Origin of the sequence: Microbacterium sp. LEMMJ01 (assembly GCF_002114135.1) — a bacterium.
Taxonomy (GTDB): Bacteria; Actinomycetota; Actinomycetes; order Actinomycetales; family Microbacteriaceae; genus Microbacterium.
Genome location: NZ_NCTV01000036.1, coordinates 112,984 through 131,209, shown reverse-complemented (window position 1 = coordinate 131,209; position 18,226 = coordinate 112,984). Strand labels below are relative to the sequence as shown.

16 protein-coding genes are annotated in these 18,226 nt (G+C 71.4%); all 16 read left to right on the top strand.

Annotated elements, in window-relative coordinates; genetic code table 11:
• Positions 1-16: 16 nt before the first annotated feature.
• The 16 genes from B7W94_RS15560 (at position 17) to B7W94_RS15485 (ending at position 18,211) form a co-directional block, all read left to right on the top strand.
• The gene (locus B7W94_RS15560) at positions 17-1,975 is read left to right on the top strand and encodes a hypothetical protein (RefSeq protein ID WP_085607945.1); all 1,959 of its coding nucleotides are present in this window, start codon (positions 17-19) and stop codon (positions 1,973-1,975) included.
• 18 nt (positions 1,976-1,993) lie between these two features.
• Positions 1,994-2,914 (top strand): methionyl-tRNA formyltransferase, encoded by a 921-nt coding sequence (fmt, locus tag B7W94_RS15555; RefSeq protein WP_085607536.1) that lies wholly within the window; start codon positions 1,994-1,996, stop codon positions 2,912-2,914.
• Complete coding sequence (locus tag B7W94_RS15550; RefSeq protein ID WP_085607943.1) at positions 2,911-4,380, top strand: RsmB/NOP family class I SAM-dependent RNA methyltransferase; 1,470 nt, start codon at positions 2,911-2,913, stop codon at positions 4,378-4,380. The genes fmt and B7W94_RS15550 overlap by 4 nt, the downstream gene beginning before the upstream one ends.
• Before the next feature lie 4 nt (positions 4,381-4,384).
• On the top strand, positions 4,385-5,065 hold the full coding sequence (gene rpe / locus B7W94_RS15545; RefSeq protein ID WP_085607534.1) for a ribulose-phosphate 3-epimerase: 681 nt from the start codon (positions 4,385-4,387) through the stop codon (positions 5,063-5,065).
• Entirely contained in the window at positions 5,062-5,325 is a 264-nt protein-coding gene (locus tag B7W94_RS15540; RefSeq protein WP_025103484.1) for a phosphoribosyl-ATP diphosphatase, read from the top strand. The genes rpe and B7W94_RS15540 overlap by 4 nt, the downstream gene beginning before the upstream one ends.
• A gap of 38 nt (positions 5,326-5,363) precedes the next feature.
• Positions 5,364-6,203 (top strand): ATP phosphoribosyltransferase, encoded by an 840-nt coding sequence (gene hisG / locus B7W94_RS15535; RefSeq protein WP_085607532.1) that lies wholly within the window; start codon positions 5,364-5,366, stop codon positions 6,201-6,203.
• Positions 6,203-6,964 (top strand): imidazole glycerol phosphate synthase subunit HisF, encoded by a 762-nt coding sequence (gene hisF, locus B7W94_RS15530; RefSeq protein ID WP_025103482.1) that lies wholly within the window; start codon positions 6,203-6,205, stop codon positions 6,962-6,964. The genes hisG and hisF overlap by 1 nt, the downstream gene beginning before the upstream one ends.
• On the top strand, positions 6,961-7,344 hold the full coding sequence (gene hisI, locus B7W94_RS15525) for a phosphoribosyl-AMP cyclohydrolase (protein WP_025103481.1): 384 nt from the start codon (positions 6,961-6,963) through the stop codon (positions 7,342-7,344). The genes hisF and hisI overlap by 4 nt, the downstream gene beginning before the upstream one ends.
• The gene (locus B7W94_RS15520; protein WP_025103480.1) at positions 7,341-7,931 is read left to right on the top strand and encodes a Trp biosynthesis-associated membrane protein; all 591 of its coding nucleotides are present in this window, start codon (positions 7,341-7,343) and stop codon (positions 7,929-7,931) included. Before hisI ends, B7W94_RS15520 begins: the two co-directional genes overlap by 4 nt.
• A gap of 47 nt (positions 7,932-7,978) precedes the next feature.
• Positions 7,979-8,209, top strand: a complete 231-nt coding sequence (locus B7W94_RS15515; protein ID WP_025103479.1) for an HGxxPAAW family protein — start codon at positions 7,979-7,981, stop codon at positions 8,207-8,209.
• Positions 8,209-8,985 carry an indole-3-glycerol phosphate synthase TrpC gene (gene trpC / locus B7W94_RS15510; protein ID WP_025103478.1) on the top strand — a complete coding sequence of 259 codons (777 nt, stop codon included), beginning with the start codon at positions 8,209-8,211 and terminating at the stop codon, positions 8,983-8,985. The genes B7W94_RS15515 and trpC overlap by 1 nt, the downstream gene beginning before the upstream one ends.
• Complete coding sequence (gene trpB, locus B7W94_RS15505) at positions 8,982-10,250, top strand: tryptophan synthase subunit beta (RefSeq protein WP_085607530.1); 1,269 nt, start codon at positions 8,982-8,984, stop codon at positions 10,248-10,250. The genes trpC and trpB overlap by 4 nt, the downstream gene beginning before the upstream one ends.
• Positions 10,247-11,050 (top strand): tryptophan synthase subunit alpha, encoded by an 804-nt coding sequence (trpA, locus tag B7W94_RS15500; RefSeq protein WP_085607528.1) that lies wholly within the window; start codon positions 10,247-10,249, stop codon positions 11,048-11,050. The genes trpB and trpA overlap by 4 nt, the downstream gene beginning before the upstream one ends.
• A 10-nt stretch (positions 11,051-11,060) precedes the next feature.
• Positions 11,061-12,086, top strand: coding sequence for a prolipoprotein diacylglyceryl transferase (lgt, locus tag B7W94_RS15495; RefSeq protein ID WP_025103475.1), 1,026 nt, complete (start codon positions 11,061-11,063; stop codon positions 12,084-12,086).
• Positions 12,087-12,228: 142 nt separating this feature from the next.
• The gene (gene gltB / locus B7W94_RS15490; protein WP_139833354.1) at positions 12,229-16,752 is read left to right on the top strand and encodes a glutamate synthase large subunit; all 4,524 of its coding nucleotides are present in this window, start codon (positions 12,229-12,231) and stop codon (positions 16,750-16,752) included.
• Positions 16,745-18,211 carry a glutamate synthase subunit beta gene (locus B7W94_RS15485; protein WP_025103473.1) on the top strand — a complete coding sequence of 489 codons (1,467 nt, stop codon included), beginning with the start codon at positions 16,745-16,747 and terminating at the stop codon, positions 18,209-18,211. Before gltB ends, B7W94_RS15485 begins: the two co-directional genes overlap by 8 nt.
• Positions 18,212-18,226: the final 15 nt, after the last annotated feature.

Sequence of the window (18,226 nt, the reverse complement as noted above, 5' to 3'; positions counted from 1 at the left end):
CGGGTCCGCGGTGCTGATCTCTCCGGAGAGCCGGCGCATCGCGCGGGTGCTCCTCGAGTCGCCGCTGCCGCAGCTCGACCGCCTGTTCGACTACGCGCTCCCGCCGGAGCTCGGTGACGTCGAGCCCGGGGTCCGCGTGCGCGTGCCCCTGCGGACCGCGGGGCGCGTGGTCGACGGATTCGTGGTGGAGCTGGACGTGGAGGACGACGCCGATCGGCCGCTCTCCGAGGTCGAGAGCATCGTGTCCGCCGTTCCCGTACTGCCGGATCGCCTGTACCGACTGGCGCGGCGCGTCGCCGATCGCGCGGCAGGGTCAGCAGCCGACGTGCTGCGGCTGGTGATCCCGAAGCGGCAGGTGCGGGTCGAGAAGGCCTGGACCGCCGACGCTCCGACGCCGCTCCTCGAACCCGAGGCCCGCGACGCGGCCGCGTCCGTCGTCGGACTGTACGACGGACTGCAGGCGGTGCTCGACGAGAACGGACGAGCGGCCGTCGAGGCCATCCCGCAGCTCAGCGACGACACACCGGGCTGGGCGCGGATGCTCGCTGCTGCCGCCGCGACGACGCTCGCGGCGGGGAAGTCGACCATCCTCGTCGTGCCCGACCACCGTGACCTCGATCGGCTGCTGGCCGCCCTCGACAGGTTCGTCCCCGTGGAGGCGATCGCGCGGTACGACTCCCGACAGTCGAACCCGGACCGCTATCGCTCCTTCCTGCGCACGCTCGAGGACGCGCCCTGCATCGTCGTCGGGAACAGGTCCGCCGTGTACGCCCCTGTCGTCGCCGGTCTCGTGGCGCTGTCGGACGACGGTGACAGCCTGCTGGGCGAGCCGCTCGCACCCTACGTCCACGCCCGGGACGCGGCGCTGTTGCGGCAGGAGGCGGAGGGCTCGGCCCTGCTCTTCGCCGGTCACACGCGGACGACCGAGGTCGAGCGGCTCGTCGTGCACGGCTGGCTGCGGGATGTCCGCGCGACCCGGCGGGTCCTCCCGCGTGTGGTGCTGAGCACGCCGCAGGAGATGGAGCAGCCGACGCCCCAGCGCATGCCGTCGTCGGCCTTCCTCGCCGCCCGGAACGCGGCCGCGGAGGGTCCGGTACTCATCCAGGTCTCGCGGCCCGGCTTCGCGCCGTCCCTCGTCTGCGCCGACTGCCGGGCCCCCGCCCGATGCCCTCATTGCGGCGGTCCTCTCGGCGCCCGCCATCGTGGCGCGGTCCCGGTGTGCGGGTGGTGCGGGCGTGGTGCCAGGGCGTGGACCTGCCCGGCGTGCTCCTCGACCCGTCTCCGGCTCGCTTCATCCGGCAGCGAGCGGACCGCCGACGAGCTCGGACGCGCCTTCCCCGGCGTCCGCGTCATCGTCGCCGACGGCAGCCATCCGGTGGAGCGCGTCGACGCGCGCCCGGCCCTCGTGGTCGCCACGCGCGGCGCCGAGCCCCTCGCGGAGGGCGGCTACCGGGCGGTCGTCCTGCTCGACGGCCCGCGGATGCTGCAGGCGCCGGATCTGCGCATCGGCGAAGCGTGTCTGCGGTGGTGGTCGAACGCCGCCGCCCTCGCCGCGCCGGGCGCCCCCGTCCACCTCGTCGGCGTCGACGGCGCCGTCGCCAGAGCCCTCGCCACGTGGAACCACCCCGCCTACGCACGCACCGAGCTGGAGCAGCGCGCGCCGCTGCACATGCCGCCGACCGCGCGCGTCGCGCTCGTGGAAGGCTCGTCCGCCGCCGTGGCGCGCGCTCTGGAGGCCCTGTCCGAACTCTCGCTGCCCTCCGACGCGGTGCTCGGTCCCGTCCCCGTCGAATCGGATGACGTCCCGCCCCGCGTGCGGGCGCTCGTGCGCTTCGACTACGGCGCGGGGAGTCGCGTCGCGACCACCCTCCGTGCTGCCGTCGTGGCGGAGGCGGTGAGCGGCCGCCGAGGCCGGACCAAGGCCGCCCGCAGCACGCTCTCGGTCCGCCTCGATATCCTCGATCCAGAACTCTGACCCTTCCGGAGAACCTTCATGCGCCTCGTCTTCGCCGGCACTCCCGCCGCCGCGGTCCCCACTCTGCGACGCCTCGCCGCCGAGCACGACATCGTCGCCGTGGTGACGCGCCCCGACGCCCCCCTCGGGCGCGAGCGTGTGCTGACCCCGTCGCCGGTCGCTCAGTCTGCGGTGGAGCTCGGCCTGCCGGTCATCCACGCTGCCCGGCTGGACGAGGCGGTGACGACGGAGATCTCGGCCCTGCGCCCGGAGCTCGGCGTGATCGTCGCGTACGGCGGGCTCGTGCGCGAGCCGCTCCTGTCGATGCCGGATGCCGGGTGGATCAACCTGCACTTCTCGCTCCTGCCGGCCTGGCGCGGAGCCGCGCCGGTGCAGCGAGCTCTGATCGCGGGAGATGCCGTCCTCGGCGCGAGCGTCTTCCAGCTCGTCCCCGAGCTCGACGCCGGCGACGTGTTCGCGATGCGTACTGTCGAGCTCCCGGCGACCGCCACGGCGGGGGAGGCGCTGGAGGCTCTGGCCCTCGACGGCGCCGGTCTCACCGCCGACGTGGTCGCCGCGATCGCGGACGGCAGTGCCCGCGCCGTCCCGCAGGAGGGCGAGCCGACGTTCGCCGGCAAGCTGACGCTCGAGGACGGTCTCCTCGACTTCCGCGAGCCGTTCGACGCCGTGTACGCCCGGTTCCGCGGAGTCACGCCGGAGCCGGGAGCGCACACGACGATCGACGGTCAGCGGCTGAAGATCCTCGAGGCGCGACCCGCGGGTGCCGAGGCGGAAGACCTCCGACCAGGTGCCATGGCGGGCACGCGAGCGGAGGTCCTGATCGGGACGGCCACCTCGCCGCTGGCCGTCACCCGGCTGCAGCCCGCGGGCAAGGGCCCCATGAACGCCGCCGACTGGTGGCGGGGTCTGCAGGGCACGACTCCGGTGGCCGGCTCGTGAACGCGAACGACGGACGGCGCCCCGGCTCGGGTCGGCAGCACGAAGGCCGGGCGCGGAACGGCCGCGGCCCCAACCGGTCGGTCCAGCCGGCGCGCCGCGTGGCCTACGACGTGATCAGGGCGGTGTCGGACTCCGACGCCTACGCCAACCTGCTCCTCCCGACGGCGATCGCCGAGGCGGGGCTGGACCCGCAGGACGCGGCTCTGGCGACGGAGCTGACCTACGGCACGCTCCGTCGCCGGGGCACCTACGACGCGATCATCGCCGCCGCCGCCGACCGCCCTGCCGACGCGATCGACCCCGCCGTGCTCGACGCCCTCCGGCTCGCGGTGCATCAGCTCCTCGCGACGCGGGTGGCCTCGCACGCCGCCGTGAACGAGTCCGTGAACCTCGTGGCCCTCACGGCGGGGCGTGGCGCGTCGAGCTTCGCCAACGCGGTGCTCCGGCGGATCGCCCGCGAGTCGCCGGGCGAGTGGCTCGCGCGCATCGAGGCGGCGGCGCGATCGGACGACGAACGCCTGGCCCTCCGAGCCGCGCACCCGGTGTGGATCATCCGGGCGCTGCGGCGCGCCCTCGCCGCCGAGGGGCGCGTCGAGGAGCTGGACGCCCTGCTGGAGGCCGACAACGTCTCGCCCGAGGTCACCCTGGTCGCCCTCCCCGGGCTCGCGGAGCCGCAGGAGCCCCGCCGGCCCTACGCCGCCACGGCGTTCGCGTCTCCGGGAGGCGATCCGCGTCTCGCGCTGGCCGCCTCCGACGGTGCGATCCGGGTGCAGGACGAGGGATCTCAGCTCGTCGCGCTCGCGCTGACCGCGGCGACGCCGGTGCGCACGGGGGAGCGGTGGCTCGATCTGTGCGCAGGACCCGGCGGGAAGACGGCCCTGCTCGCCGCCGTCGCCCGGCAGAACGACGCGGTCCTGGAAGCCAACGAGGTGGTGCCGACCCGCGCCCGGCTCGTGCGCAACGCGCTGCGCGCTGTCCCGGGCGACGTCACCGTGCACGAGCGCGACGGCCGGGAGCTGGCGGCCGAGCGGCCGGAGGCATTCGACCGGATCCTCGTGGACGCCCCCTGCACCGGCCTCGGCGCCCTCCGACGGCGCCCGGAGGCCCGGTGGCGGAAGTCCCCGGCGGACGTCGCCGAGCTCGTGCCGCTGCAGGTCGGTCTGCTCACGGCGGCTGTGGACGCTCTCGCACCGGGAGGCGTCGTCGCGTATGTCACCTGTTCGCCCCATCTCGCGGAGACCACGGCGGTGGTCGAGGAGGTGCGGCGCATCCGGCCGGAGCTCGTCGAGCTCGATGCCCGCGCGGTGCTGCACGGCGTGGCGCAGTCGCCGATCGATCTCGCCGACGACGGGCGGGCGCAGACGGGCAGCGCTCAGCTCTGGCCGCATCGGCACGGCACCGACGCGATGTTCCTCGCACTCCTGCAGCGCCCGCTGGAGGCGACAGACGCCCCGAAGGAAGGTTGAGACCATGGATCTGCCCCGCGCCCCGCGCATCAACCCCAGCATCCTCGCCGCCGACTTCGTCAACATGCAGGCGGAGCTCGCCCGCATCGCGACCGCCGACTTCGCGCACGTCGACGTCATGGACAACCATTTCGTCCCGAACCTCACGTTCGGCCCGCAGATGGTCCAGCGCATCCAGGAGACCAGTCCGGTCCCGCTGGACGTGCATCTCATGATCACGGATCCGGATCGCTGGGCCCCGGGCTACGCCGAGCTCGGCGCCGCGAGCGTGACCTTCCACCTGGAGGCGGCGGGGGAGCCGGTGGCTCTCGCGCGGCGGCTGCGCGACATCGGCGCCCGTGCCGGGGTCGCGGTCAAGCCCGCGACTCCTGTCGAGGGACTCTTCGACCTGCTGGACGAGTTCGACCAGATCCTCGTGATGACCGTCGAGCCGGGGTTCGGCGGACAGGGCTTCCTGCCCGAGACCATGCCGAAGCTGCAGGCGCTGTCCGCGGAGGCGCGGCGCCGCGGCTCGTCCGTCTGGCTCCAGGTCGACGGCGGCATCTCCGACGCGACGATCGCCCAGGCGGCCGAAGCGGGAGCCGACACCTTCGTCGCCGGATCCGCGGTCTACGGGGCGGACGACGTGGAGGCGGCCGTCACCCGGCTCAGGGACCTCGCGCGAGCCGGTAGCCTGGAGAGGTGAAGACTTTCGACGAGCTGTTCGCCGAGCTCAGCGTCAAGGCCGAGACCCGACCCGAGGGATCGGGCACCGTGGCGGAGCTCGACGGCGGCGTGCATGCGATCGGCAAGAAGATCGTCGAAGAGGCCGCCGAGGTCTGGATGGCGGCGGAGTACGAGTCGGACGCCGCTGCCGCCGAGGAGATCTCCCAGCTCCTCTACCACCTGCAGGTGATGATGCTCGCGAAGGGCCTCACCCTGCAGGACGTCTACCGACATCTGTGATGCGCTCCGGTCCCACTCCTTCGAACTGAAAGCCGTTCATGCTGCGCATCGCCGTTCCCAACAAGGGCTCGCTCTCCGAGACCGCCGCCGAGATGCTCGCGGAGGCGGGCTACGCCGGCCGCCGCGACCCCAAGACCCTGCATGTCATCGACGCCGAGAACGACGTCGAGTTCTTCTTCCTCCGCCCGCGCGACATCGCCACCTACGTGGCCTCCGGCGCCCTCGACGTGGGGATCACCGGTCGTGATCTCCTCCTCGACGTGCAGCAGCCGGCGCGCGAGATCGAGCAGCTGGGCTTCGGCGCGTCCACGTTCCGCTTCGCGGGTCCTTCCGGACGCTTCACCTCCGTCCAGGATCTCGACGGCGTCCGCGTGGCCTCCGCCTACCCTGGTCTGGTCGGATCCTTCCTCCGCGACCAGGGGGTGGACGCCGAGCTCGTGCAGCTCGACGGTGCCGTGGAGTCCGCCGTGCGCCTCGGTGTCGCCGACGCGGTCGCCGACGTGGTGTCCACCGGCACCACCCTGCGCCAGGCGGGGTTGGAGATCTTCGGCCCCGTGATCCTGGAGTCCGAGGCCGTGCTGATCAGCCGTCCCGGTGAGGCCGACGGCCTGGAGACGCTGCTGCGCCGACTCCGCGGCGTCATGGTCGCCCGCCGCTACGTGCTCCTCGACTACGACCTCCCCACCGAGCTCGTCGATCAGGCCGTGGCCATCGCCCCGGGTCGCGAGTCCGCGACCATCTCGCCGCTCCGCGACCCGGCCTGGGTGGCCGTGCGCGTCATGATCCCGCGTCGCCGGGTCAACCAGGTGATGGACGACCTGTACGCCCTGGGCGCCCGGGCCATCCTCGTCACGGCGATCCACGCGGCGAGGCTCTGATGGCCCTCGCGAGTCGCGTCATCCCGTGCCTCGACGTCGCCGACGGTCGCGTCGTCAAGGGCGTCAACTTCGAGAACCTCCGCGACATGGGCGATCCGGTGGAGCTCGCCCGCCACTACGCCGCCCAAGGTGCCGACGAGATCACGTTCCTGGACGTCACCGCGACGGTGGATGCGCGGGCCACGACCTACGACGTCGTGCAGCGCACCGCGGAGCAGGTCTTCGTGCCGCTGACGGTGGGCGGCGGGGTGCGCAGCGTCGACGACGTCGCGCGGCTCCTCGCCGTCGGTGCGGACAAGGTCGGCGTGAACTCCGCGGCGATCGCCCGTCCCGAGCTCATCGGCGAGATCGCGGATCGCTTCGGTGCCCAGGTGCTCGTGCTCTCGCTCGACGTCAAGCGCGCCGACACGACGCGCTCCGGCTTCGTCGTCACCACGCACGGCGGTCGCACGCAGACCACGCTCGACGCGCTCGACTGGGCGCGTGAGGCCGCGGAGCGCGGGGCGGGGGAGCTGCTCGTGAACTCGATCGACGCCGACGGCACCCGCGACGGCTTCGATCTCGAGCTCGTCCGTCTCATGCGCGAAGTCGCCCCGATCCCCGTGATCGCCTCCGGCGGTGCGGGACGGGCGACCGACTTCGCTCCGGCCATCAAGGCCGGCGCCGACGCCGTGCTCGCGGCCAGCGTGTTCCACACCGGAGCCCTGACCGTCGGCGACGTGAAGGATGCGCTGCGCGCGGAAGGAGTGCTCGTCCGATGACCGACACGCCGAAGCAGGACGAGGTCTCCGTCGACGACCGCATCGCGCAGGTCGCCTTCAACGCCGACGGGCTCGCCCCGGTCATCGTGCAGCAGTGGGATTCGCGTGAGGTGCTCATGCTCGCGTGGGTGGATGCCGAGGCGCTGCGCCGCACGCTCACCTCCGGTCGTGCGACCTACTGGTCCCGCTCGCGGCAGGAGTACTGGCGCAAGGGCGACACGTCCGGCCACATCCAGGTCGTGCGGGAGGCCAGGCTCGACTGCGACGGGGATGCGCTCCTGCTCCTCGTCGACCAGACCGGCCCCGCATGCCACACCGGCACGCGGACGTGCTTCGACACGACGGACCTGGGCGCCCTCGACGGGGTGGCCGCCTCGTGAGCATCGCGCAGCGCGGACGCTCCCTCTCCGTGACGGGGTTCCTGCTGGCCGGCGCCATCGGGATCGTTTCCTCCACGCAGACCTGGTTCACGGTGCAGCGGGCGGACGCGGGGGAGGACATCCTCGTCCCCGGTGCCTCCGCCCTCGTGCTCCTCGCCCCGCTGAGCCTCGCCGTCCTGGCGCTCGGTGCCGCCCTCGCGATCGCCGGCCGGGTCGTGCGCGTCGTCTTCGGGGTCCTGGCAGCCGCGGCCGCGCTGTTCCTGGGCTGGTCCACGCTGCAGCTCCTCCTCGGCGACGCGTACGGCGCTGTCGCTGCGACCGTCACCGAGACGACGGGACTCGCCGGGAGCGGAGCCGTCCACGAGGTCGCGGCGAGCATCGTGCCGTCGGCCTGGCCGTTCCTCGCCCTCGTCGGCTGGGCGATCCTGCTCGTCGCCGCCGTCGTCGTGCTGACCACCTGGCGGCGCTGGAAGGCCGGCGGCCGTCGCTATCGCACCGACGCGCCGAGCGACGCGCCGCACGACGGTCCCGTCGACGCGGTCGATTCCTGGGACGAGCTGTCCCGCGGGTCCGACCCGACGCGCTGACCCCGATAGACTGAACCCAGATCCCCACGTCGTCCCCGGAGGAGAACATGACCAACCCGATCGCTGACCCCGGCCACGGACACTCGCCTGCGGCCTGGACCGCCGTCGTGATCATGCTCGTCGGCTTCGCTGCCGCGACCGTCGCGTTCTGCTTCGAGCAGCCGACCCTAGTGTGGATCGCCGCCGCACTGATCCCGATCGGGGCGATCGTCGGCTGGGTGCTCGCGAAGGCGGGATACGGCGTGAAGGGTCCCAAGTACGCTCCGAAGGCGCACTAGTGGTCCTCGCCGACCTGACGGCCGGCGCTGTCGCAGACGCCGAGCGTCGCTCCCAGTCCCGTCCGCTCGCGGTCGTCGAGCGTGACGCCCTCGCGCGCCCCGCGGCGAAGGACGCGCTGTCGTACCTCGCTCCCGCCGACCGGGTGAAGATCATCGCCGAGGTGAAGCGGGCGAGTCCATCCCGCGGTGCCCTCGCGGAGATCCCGGATCCCGCGCATCAGGCCGCGCTCTACGAGACCGGTGGCGCCTCCGCGATCAGCGTCCTCACCGAGGAGCGCCGCTTCGGCGGCAGTCTCGCCGATCTGGAGGCGGTCACCGCCCGGGTCTCGCTGCCGGTGCTCCGGAAGGACTTCATCGCCACCCGGTACCAGGTGCTGGAGGCGCGTGCCGCCGGTGCCGACCTCGTCCTCCTGATCGTGGCGGGCCTGGAGCCGGACGTCCTCCGCGACCTGTACGGGTTCATCCTCGAGCTCGGCATGACGCCGCTCGTGGAGACCCACTCGGCGGAGGAGCTGGAGGCCGCGATCGACCTCGGGGCCGCCCTGATCGGCGTGAACGCCCGCAACCTCAAGACCCTCGAGCTCGACCGCGATCTGTTCGGCCGGCTCGTGGACCGCATCCCCGACTCGGCGATCAAGATCGCGGAGTCCGCGGTGCTCACCCCCGCCGATGTCGCGCACTACCGTTCGGCCGGTGCCGACGTCGTGCTGATCGGCGAGGCCCTGGTGACCGGAGACCCGGTCGCCACTCTCGAGAGCTTCCTGGAGGCGAAGTGAGTCTGCGCGACCAGCACGGTCCGTTCTTCGGCGAGTTCGGCGGACGGTACATGCCGGAGTCTCTGGTCGCCGCGATCGACGAGCTGACGGTCGCCTACGAGGAGGCCATCGCCGACCCGGAGTTCCGTGCCGAGCTCGCCCATCTGCTGTCCTCCTACGCCGGGCGTCCGTCCGCGCTCACCGAGGTGCCCCGGTTCGCGGAGCACGCGGGCGGCGCGCGGGTCTTCCTCAAGCGCGAGGACCTCAACCACACCGGTTCGCACAAGATCAACAACGTGCTGGGCCAGGCTCTGCTCACCAAGCGCCTCGGCAAGACCCGGGTCATCGCCGAGACCGGAGCGGGTCAGCACGGGGTCGCCACGGCGACCGCCGCCGCGCTGTTCGGCCTCGACTGCACCATCTACATGGGCGAGGTCGACACCGAGCGCCAGGCGCTGAACGTCGCCCGCATGCGTCTGCTGGGCGCCGAGGTCGTCGCGGTCACCTCGGGCTCACGCACGCTGAAGGACGCGATCAACGACGCCTACCGCGACTGGGTGGCCTCGGTCGAGACCACCAACTACATCTTCGGCACCGCCGCCGGCCCGCACCCGTTCCCGGCGATGGTCCGCGACTTCCAGAAGATCATCGGCGAAGAGGCTCGCGCCCAGATCCTCGACGAGGTCGGCCGGCTTCCCGACGCGGTCGTCGCCTGCGTCGGCGGCGGATCCAACGCGATCGGCATGTTCGACGCGTTCCTGGACGACGAGGGCGTGCGGCTGTACGGCGTGGAGGCGGCGGGCGACGGCGTCGACACCGACAAGCACGCCGCCTCGATCGAGCGCGGCCGCCCCGGCGTGCTGCACGGCGCGAAGACGTACGTGCTGCAGGACGAAGACGGCCAGACCGTCGAATCGCACTCGATCTCCGCCGGTCTCGACTACCCGGGCGTCGGTCCGGAGCACTCGTGGCTGGCCGACATCGGACGCGCTGAGTACATCCCGGCGACGGACGACGAGGCGATGCAGGCCCTGCGGCTGCTGAGCCGGACCGAGGGCATCATCCCCGCGATCGAGTCGGCTCATGCCCTCGCCGGCGCGCTGCGGATCGGCCGCGAGCTCGGCCCCGACGGCCTGATCGCGATCTGCCTCTCGGGTCGCGGCGACAAGGACATGGACACCGCGGCCCGCTACTTCGAGCTCTACGATAAGGACGCCCTCGCGCACGACGTGTCCGAGGAGAGCGCCGCCGAGGACGCCGCCTCGAAGGGAGAGCCGCAGCTGTGAGCCGCGTCGAACAGGCCATCCAGCGCGCGCACGACGCCGGCCGCAGCGCCTTCGTCGGCTACCTGCCCGTCGGCTTCCCCGACCTGGAGACGAGCATCCAGGCCGCGATCGCCCTCGCCGAGAACGGCGTGGACATCATCGAGCTCGGGCCGCCCTACAGCGATCCCGTCATGGACGGCGCCATCATCCAGGAGGCGACGACCAAGGCCCTCGCCGCGGGCTTCCGGATGAAGGACCTCTTCACCGCCATCCGCGCGATCACCGCCGCGACCGACGTCCCCGTCCTCGTGATGACCTACTGGAATCCCGTGCTGCAGTACGGGGTGGACCGGTATGCCGAGGACCTGCTCGCCGCGGGCGGCGCGGGTCTCATCACCCCGGACATCACGCCGGAGGCCGCCGGCGAGTGGATCGCGGCCAGCGAGCGGCTCGGTCTCGACCGGGTCTTCCTCGCAGCTCCGACCTCGTCGGACGAGCGCCTCGACCTCGTCGTGCGGTCCTCGACGGGCTTCGTCTACACCGTCTCGACCATGGGCATCACGGGGGAGCGGGCCGAGCTCGACCGTGCGGCACGCACCCTCGTGTCGCGGCTCCGCGACCACGGTGCCCGTCGCGCCTGCGTGGGCATCGGCATCTCGACCCCGGAGCAGATCGCCGGCGTCTCCGAGTACGCCGACGGCGCCATCGTGGGCACCGCCCTCGTCCGTGCCCTCCGCGACGGCGGTGTGCCCGCTCTCGCCGAAGTCACCCGAACCCTGGCCGCCGGCACCGCGTCGGCGCGCTTCGCCTCAGAGAAGTAGGATCGCACTCATGTCCTCCGCGCTCCACAGCACCGCCGCCGGCGTGCTCGCCAGCATCCCGAGCCCGCCCGTGTCGTACGTCGACCTCGGTCCGCTCCGGATCCACTTCTACGCGCTCTGCATCATCGCCGGCATCATCGTCGCCGTCCTGATGACCAATCACCGCCTCACCAAGCGGGGCGCGGAGCCGTGGGTGGTCATCGACATCGCGATCCTCGCGGTGCCGCTCGCGATCATCGGCGCGCGCATCTTCCACGTCCTCACCCACCCGAACTTCTACTTCGGCGAGGGCAAGAACACCTGGAACCCCTTCGAGCCGGGCTCGGTCTGGGCGATCTGGGAGGGTGGCATCGCGATCTTCGGCGCCCTCATCGGCGGCGCCGTCGGCGCCTACCTCGGCTGCCGGTGGACCGGCATCCGCTTCTGGACGTTCGCGGACGCGCTCGCGCCAGGGCTGCTTCTCGCGCAGGCGATGGGACGTTTCGGCAACTGGTTCAACCACGAGCTCTTCGGCCTGCCGACTTCGCTCCCGTGGGGCCTGGAGATCGAGTCCACGAACTCGGCCTTCCCTCCCGGTCTCCCCGAGGGCACCCTCTTCCACCCGACCTTCCTGTACGAGGTCATCTGGAACGGCCTCGGCGTCCTCGTGCTGCTGTGGCTCGGACGCAAGCTGTTCTTCCAGTGGGGGCGCCTCTTCGCGATCTACCTCATCTGGTACAGCGCCGGACGCATCCTGTGGGAGTCGATCCGCATCGACCCGAGCGAGATCATCCTCGGCCTGCGCAGCAACGTCTGGGCCGCCATCATCGGCGTCGTCCTCGGCCTCGTCATCCTCGTGGTGCAGACGCGCCGTCACCCCGGTCTCGAGCCCTCGCCGTACCAGCCGGGCCGCGGACGGAAGGACGTGGACGCTGATGTACAATCGCAGGACAATCCCTCTGATTTCGTGGACGTGAGCGAGCCTCCGGCCGAAGAAGTCGCCGCCGGAGCCACTGCCACAAGCGCTGCTCCCTCGAGCGGGGACGGCTCCCGATAACGCCGACTCGCGGCGGGAGAACCATTGCACTGAACGAGCGGGCCGACGACGTCCCCGGGTTTCACTGAAGATCTGAGGACGGTAACTGGTGTACTTCCAGCCCCCTTACGGCGCCTCCGGCGCATACCCCCCGAAGCAGGGCATGTACAACCCGGCGTTCGAGAAGGACGCCTGCGGCCTGGCCATGGTCGCAACGCTGCGCGGCGAAGCCGGGCACGACATCATCGCGCTGGCCCTCGAGGCCCTGCGCAACCTGGAGCACCGCGGGGCCATCGGGTCCGACGCGGGCACCGGGGACGGAGCCGGCATCCTCACCCAGATGCCGGACGAATTCCTCCGCGCGGTCACCGGCTTCGAACTGCCGCCCGTGGGGGAGTACGCGGCCGGGCTGGCCTTCCTGCCTCGCGATTCGAGCGAGCGCCGCCAGCAGAAGGCAGGGATCGAGAAGATCGCCCGCGCGGAGGGGCTCCGCGTCCTCGGCTGGCGCGAGGTCCCCACGGCCAACGAGAACCTCGGCAAGCTCGCCGACGAGGCCCGTCCCGCCTTCGAGCAGCTCTTCGTGAGCGCCGGCGGCGCCACTCTCGCCGATGCGCCGCTGACCGCCATCGCGCTCGACCGCGTCGCCTATCGCCTCCGCAAGCGCGCGGGCCACGAGCTCGGCGCCTACTTCGTCTCCCTGTCCAGCCGCACGCTCGGCTACAAGGGCATGGTCACCACGCTCCAGCTCGAGCCGTTCTACCCGGATCTCCAGGACGAGCGCTTCGCCTCCGAGCTCGCCGTCGTGCACTCGCGGTACTCGACGAACACGTTCCCCTCGTGGCCGCTCGCGCAGCCGCTGCGGATGCTGGCCCACAACGGCGAGATCAACACCGTCGGCGGCAACCGCAACTGGATGCGCGCCCGCCAGTCGCAGCTCGAGTCCGAGCTCCTCGGCGACATCTCGCCCCTGCTGCCCATCTGCACCGACGGCGCCAGCGACTCCGCCTCGTTCGACGAGGTGCTGGAGCTGCTCACCCTCACCGGCCGCAGCCTGCCGCACGCGATCATGATGATGGTGCCGGAGGCCTACGAGAAGCAGGCCGACATCTCGCCGGAGCTGCGCGCGTTCTACGAGTACCACTCCAACCAGATGGAGCCGTGGGACGGCCCGGCCGCCCTCATCTTCACCGACGGCACGCTCGTCGGCGCGACCCTGGACCGCAACGGCCTGCGCCCCGGACGCTGGACGGAGACCACCGACGGGCTCGTCGTCATCGGCTCCGAGACCGGCGTCCTGCACTTCGAGCCGGAGCGCATCAAGCGCCGCGGCCGGCTGCAGCCCGGCAAGATGTTCCTCGTCGACACAGCCCAGCGCCGGATCGTCGAGGATGAGGAGATCAAGCACGATCTCGCGACGATGCACCCGTGGCAGGAGTGGCTCGACGCCGGTTCCGTCCGCCTGGCCGACCTCCCCGAGCGCGAGCACATCGTGCACCCGCCGGCCTCGATCACCCGGCGGCAGCGCACCTTCGGGTACACGGAGGAGGAGGTCCGCATCCTCCTCACCCCGATGGGCCAGACGGGTGTCGAGCCGCTGGGCGCCATGGGATCGGACACCCCGATCGCCGTGCTCAGCAAGCGCCCGCGGCTGCTCTTCGACTACTTCACGCAGCAGTTCGCGCAGGTGACCAACCCGCCGCTCGACTCGATCCGCGAAGAGGTTGTCACGAGTCTCAAGCTCGGTCTGGGCCCTGAGGTCAATCTGCTGACCTGGGGTCCGGAGCACACCCGCACGGTGTCGCTCGACTTCCCGGTCATCGACAACGACGAGCTCGCGAAGATCCGGCACATCGACAAGGCCCTGCCCGGGCGTTCGAGCGCCACGATCCGCGGCCTCTACCACTTCGACGCAGGACCCCACACCCTCGCCGAGCGCCTCACCGAGATGTGCGCCGAGGTCGATCAGGCGATCGAGGACGGCGCGGAGTTCATCATCCTGTCCGACCGCGACTCGAACAAGGATCTCGTCCCGATCCCGTCGCTGCTCATGGTGTCGGCGATCCACCACCACCTCATCCGGCGCGAGAACCGGATGAAGGTCGGTCTGATCGTCGAAGCCGGCGACGTGCGCGAGGTGCACCACGTCGCGACGCTCATCGGCTACGGCGCTTCGGCGATCAACCCCTACCTCGCCATGGAGACGGTCGAGCACCTCGTGCGGACCGGCTACATCACGGGCATCTCCCCGGAGAAGGCCGTGAAGAACCTCATCTACGCGCTCGGCAAGGGCGTGCTGAAGATCATGTCGAAGATGGGCATCTCCACGGTGTCGTCCTATGCGGGCGCGCAGGTGTTCGAGGCGGTCGGCCTCAGCCAGGAGTTCATCGACGCCTACTTCACGCGTACCGAGTCGAAGCTGGGCGGCATCGGGATCGAGGAGATCTTCGCCGAGAACCAGGCCCGCCACGACTACGCCTACCCGGAGGACGCCGCGGCCCGTGCCCATGAGCGGCTGTGGACCGGTGGCGAGTATCAGTGGCGCCGCGACGGCTCTCCGCATCTCTTCAACCCGGAGACGGTGTTCAAGCTCCAGCACTCCACGCGGACCCGCCGTTACGACATCTTCCGCGAATACACGAAGCTCGTCGACGACCAGGCGGCCGAGCTGAAGACGCTGCGCGGCCTGTTCTCGCTGCGGACCGGCACGCGCAAGCCCGTGCCGCTGGACGAGGTGGAGCCCGTCTCGGCGATCGTCAAGCGCTTCTCCACGGGGGCGATGAGCTACGGCTCCATCTCCAAGGAGGCGCACGAGACGCTCGCGATCGCGATGAACCGGATCGGCGGCAAGTCGAACACGGGGGAGGGCGGGGAAGACCCCGACCGTCTCGTCGACCCCGAGCGGCGCAGTGCGATCAAGCAGGTGGCCTCGGGTCGATTCGGCGTCACGAGCCTCTACCTCACCGAGGCGGACGACATCCAGATCAAGCTCGCCCAGGGCGCGAAGCCCGGTGAGGGCGGTCAGCTCCCGCCGACCAAGGTGTACCCCTGGGTCGCGCGCACCCGCCACGCCACCGCGGGGGTCGGCCTCATCTCGCCGCCGCCGCATCACGACATCTACTCGATCGAAGACCTCAAGCAGCTCATCTTCGACCTGAAGCGGGCCAACCCCGAGGCGCGCATCCACACGAAGCTCGTGAGCCAGTCCGGCATCGGCGCGGTCTCGGCCGGTGTCGCCAAGGCGCTCAGCGATGTCATCCTCGTGTCCGGTCACGACGGCGGTACGGGCGCGAGCCCGCTGAACTCGCTGAAGCACGCGGGAACGCCGTGGGAGCTCGGCCTCGCGGAGACGCAGCAGACGCTCATGCTCAACGGCATGCGCGACCGCGTCGTCGTGCAGGTCGACGGGCAGCTCAAGACCGGACGGGACGTCATCATCGGCGCCCTGCTCGGTGCCGAGGAGTTCGGCTTCGCCACCGCGCCCCTCGTGGTCAGCGGCTGCATCATGATGCGCGTCTGCCACCTCGACACCTGTCCGGTGGGCGTCGCGACGCAGAACCCCGTCCTGCGCGACCGGTTCACCGGCAAGCCCGAGTTCGTCGTGAACTTCATGGAGTTCATCGCCGAGGAGGTGCGCGAGCTGCTCGCCGAGCTCGGCTACCGCTCGATCGACGAGATCGTCGGTCGCACCGAGCTCCTGGAGACCAACGCGGCGATCGCGCACTGGAAGGCCGAGGGACTCGACCTCAGCCCGGTGCTGGAGGGACCGGCGTTCCCCGCGGGCGAGCCGCGTCGCAGCGGCCGCGCCCAGGACCACGAACTCGACAAGCACTTCGACGTGCAGCTCATCGACATCGCGAAGGGAGCGCTGCTGAACGGCGACCCCGTCGTGGTGGAGCTCCCGATCGCCAATACCGAGCGCGCGGTGGGCACGATGCTCGGACACCAGGTGACCTCGCGTCACGGCGCCACCGGTCTGCCGAAGGAGACCATCGACGTCACCCTCACCGGCACGGCGGGGCAGTCGCTCGGGGCGTTCCTTCCGCCGGGCATCATCCTCCGGCTGGAGGGCGACGCGAACGACTACGTCGGCAAGGGACTCTCCGGTGGGGACATCACGATCCGGCCGCCCCGCGGCTCCGCGATCGCCCCGCACGAGAACGTCATCGCGGGCAACGTGATCGGGTACGGCGCCACGTCCGGCACCATGTTCATCTCCGGTGTGGTGGGCGAGCGCTTCCTCGTCCGCAACTCCGGTGCGACCGCGGTGGTCGAGGGCGTGGGCGACCACGCGCTCGAGTACATGACCGGCGGCCTCGCGGTGATCCTCGGATCGACCGGCCGCAACTTCGGCGCCGGCATGTCCGGGGGAGTGGCCTACGTGCACGCTCTGGACACCGCGAAGGTCAACGCGCAGTCGCTCGGCAGCGGCGAGCTGCGGCTCGAGCCGCTGGACCGCGCCGACCTCGAAGTGCTGCGCGGGCTGCTCGTGGAGCATGTGGAGCGCACGGCGTCCCCGCGCGCCGCCGCCCTGCTGGAGGACTTCGACGCCAGCGCGGCGGAGTTCGTGAAGGTGCTCCCGCGCGACTTCGCCGCCGTGCGCAGCATGCGCGAGGAGGCACTGGCCGAGGGGATCGACCCCGACGGCGACATCGTCTGGAACCGCATCCTGGAGGTGACCGGTGGCTGACCCCAAAGGCTTTCTGAAGGTGACCGAGCGGGAACTTCCCGCTCGCCGTCCGGTGCCCGTGCGCATCATGGACTGGAAAGAGGTGTACGAGCCCGGCGACAAGGCGGTGCTCCGTCGCCAGGCCAGTCGCTGCATGGACTGCGGCGTGCCCTTCTGCCACTCCGGCTGCCCCCTGGGCAACCTCATCCCGGAGTGGAACGACCTCACCTGGCGCGGGGAGGGCCGCGCGGCGATCGAGCGGCTGCACGCGACGAACAACTTCCCGGAGTTCACCGGACGGCTCTGCCCGGCCCCGTGCGAGAGCTCGTGCGTCCTCGGCATCAACCAGCCGGCCGTGACCATCAAGCAGATCGAGGTCTCCATCATCGACGAGGCCTTCGCCAAGGGCTGGGTCGAGCCGGAGCCGCCGGAGCGTCTGACGGGCAAGACCGTTGCCGTCGTGGGCTCGGGCCCCGCCGGTCTCGCCGCCGCCCAGCAGCTCACCCGCGCCGGCCACACCGTCGCCGTCTTCGAGCGGGACGACCGCATCGGCGGCCTGCTGCGCTACGGCATCCCGGACTTCAAGATGGAGAAGAGCCAGCTCGAGGCCCGCCTGCGCCAGATGCAGGAGGAGGGCACGCGGTTCCGCGCCGGCGTCGAGATCGGCAAGGACATCTCCTGGGCCGACCTGCGCGCCCGGTACGACGCGGTCGTGATCGCCACCGGCGCCACGGTCCCGCGCGACCTGCCGATCCCCGGTCGCGACCTCGACGGCGTCCACTTCGCGATGGAGTACCTCGTCGAGTCGAACCACGCGGTCGCCGGCGACACCGTCCCGGACCAGATCACCGCCGAGGGCAAGCACGTCATCGTCATCGGCGGCGGCGACACGGGCGCCGACTGCATCGGCACCGCGCACCGCCAGGGCGCGCTCAGCGTCACCAACCTCGCCATCGGCAAGCAGCCGAGCGAGACGCGGCCGGATCACCAGCCGTGGCCGATGATGCCGACGATCTTCGAGGTGGCCTCGGCTCACGAGGAGGGCGGAGAGCGGGTCTTCCTCGCCTCGACCGTGGAGTTCCTGTCGAACGACGTCGGCGAGGTCCGCGCGCTGCGCGTGGCCGAGACCGAGTACATCGACGGCCGCCGCGTGCCCAAGAGCGGCACGGAGCGGGAGATCCCCGCCGATCTCGTGCTCATCGCGATGGGCTTCACCGGGCCGGAGCAGGACGGCTACACCGAGGACACCCGGCCGGAGGTGACCGAGCGCGGCGCCTTCCGTCGCGCCGCGAGCTACGAGTCGTCGATCCCCGGCGTGTTCGTCGCCGGGGACGCGGGGCGCGGGCAGTCGCTCATCGTCTGGGCGATCGCGGAGGGCCGGGCGGCGGCGGCGAACGTCGACCGCTTCCTCATGGGCACCACCGTGCTGCCGGAGCCGGTGCGCCCGAGCGATGTCGCGATCGGCCTCCAGCCCGCGTAGGCTGAGGCCGGCAGT

What these genes read in the sequence shown, in the direction of transcription:
- rpe (WP_085607534.1), top strand. Translation starts at nt 4,385, where the DNA reads ATGGATCTGCCCCGCGCCCCGCGCATCAACCCCAGCATCCTCGCCGCC.
- hisF (WP_025103482.1), top strand. Translation starts at nt 6,203, where the DNA reads ATGGCCCTCGCGAGTCGCGTCATCCCGTGCCTCGACGTCGCCGACGGT.
- lgt (WP_025103475.1), top strand. Translation starts at nt 11,061, where the DNA reads ATGTCCTCCGCGCTCCACAGCACCGCCGCCGGCGTGCTCGCCAGCATC.
- B7W94_RS15515 (WP_025103479.1), top strand. Translation starts at nt 7,979, where the DNA reads ATGACCAACCCGATCGCTGACCCCGGCCACGGACACTCGCCTGCGGCC.
- fmt (WP_085607536.1), top strand. Translation starts at nt 1,994, where the DNA reads ATGCGCCTCGTCTTCGCCGGCACTCCCGCCGCCGCGGTCCCCACTCTG.
- hisG (WP_085607532.1), top strand. Translation starts at nt 5,364, where the DNA reads ATGCTGCGCATCGCCGTTCCCAACAAGGGCTCGCTCTCCGAGACCGCC.
- hisI (WP_025103481.1), top strand. Translation starts at nt 6,961, where the DNA reads ATGACCGACACGCCGAAGCAGGACGAGGTCTCCGTCGACGACCGCATC.
- gltB (WP_139833354.1), top strand. Translation starts at nt 12,229, where the DNA reads ATGTACAACCCGGCGTTCGAGAAGGACGCCTGCGGCCTGGCCATGGTC.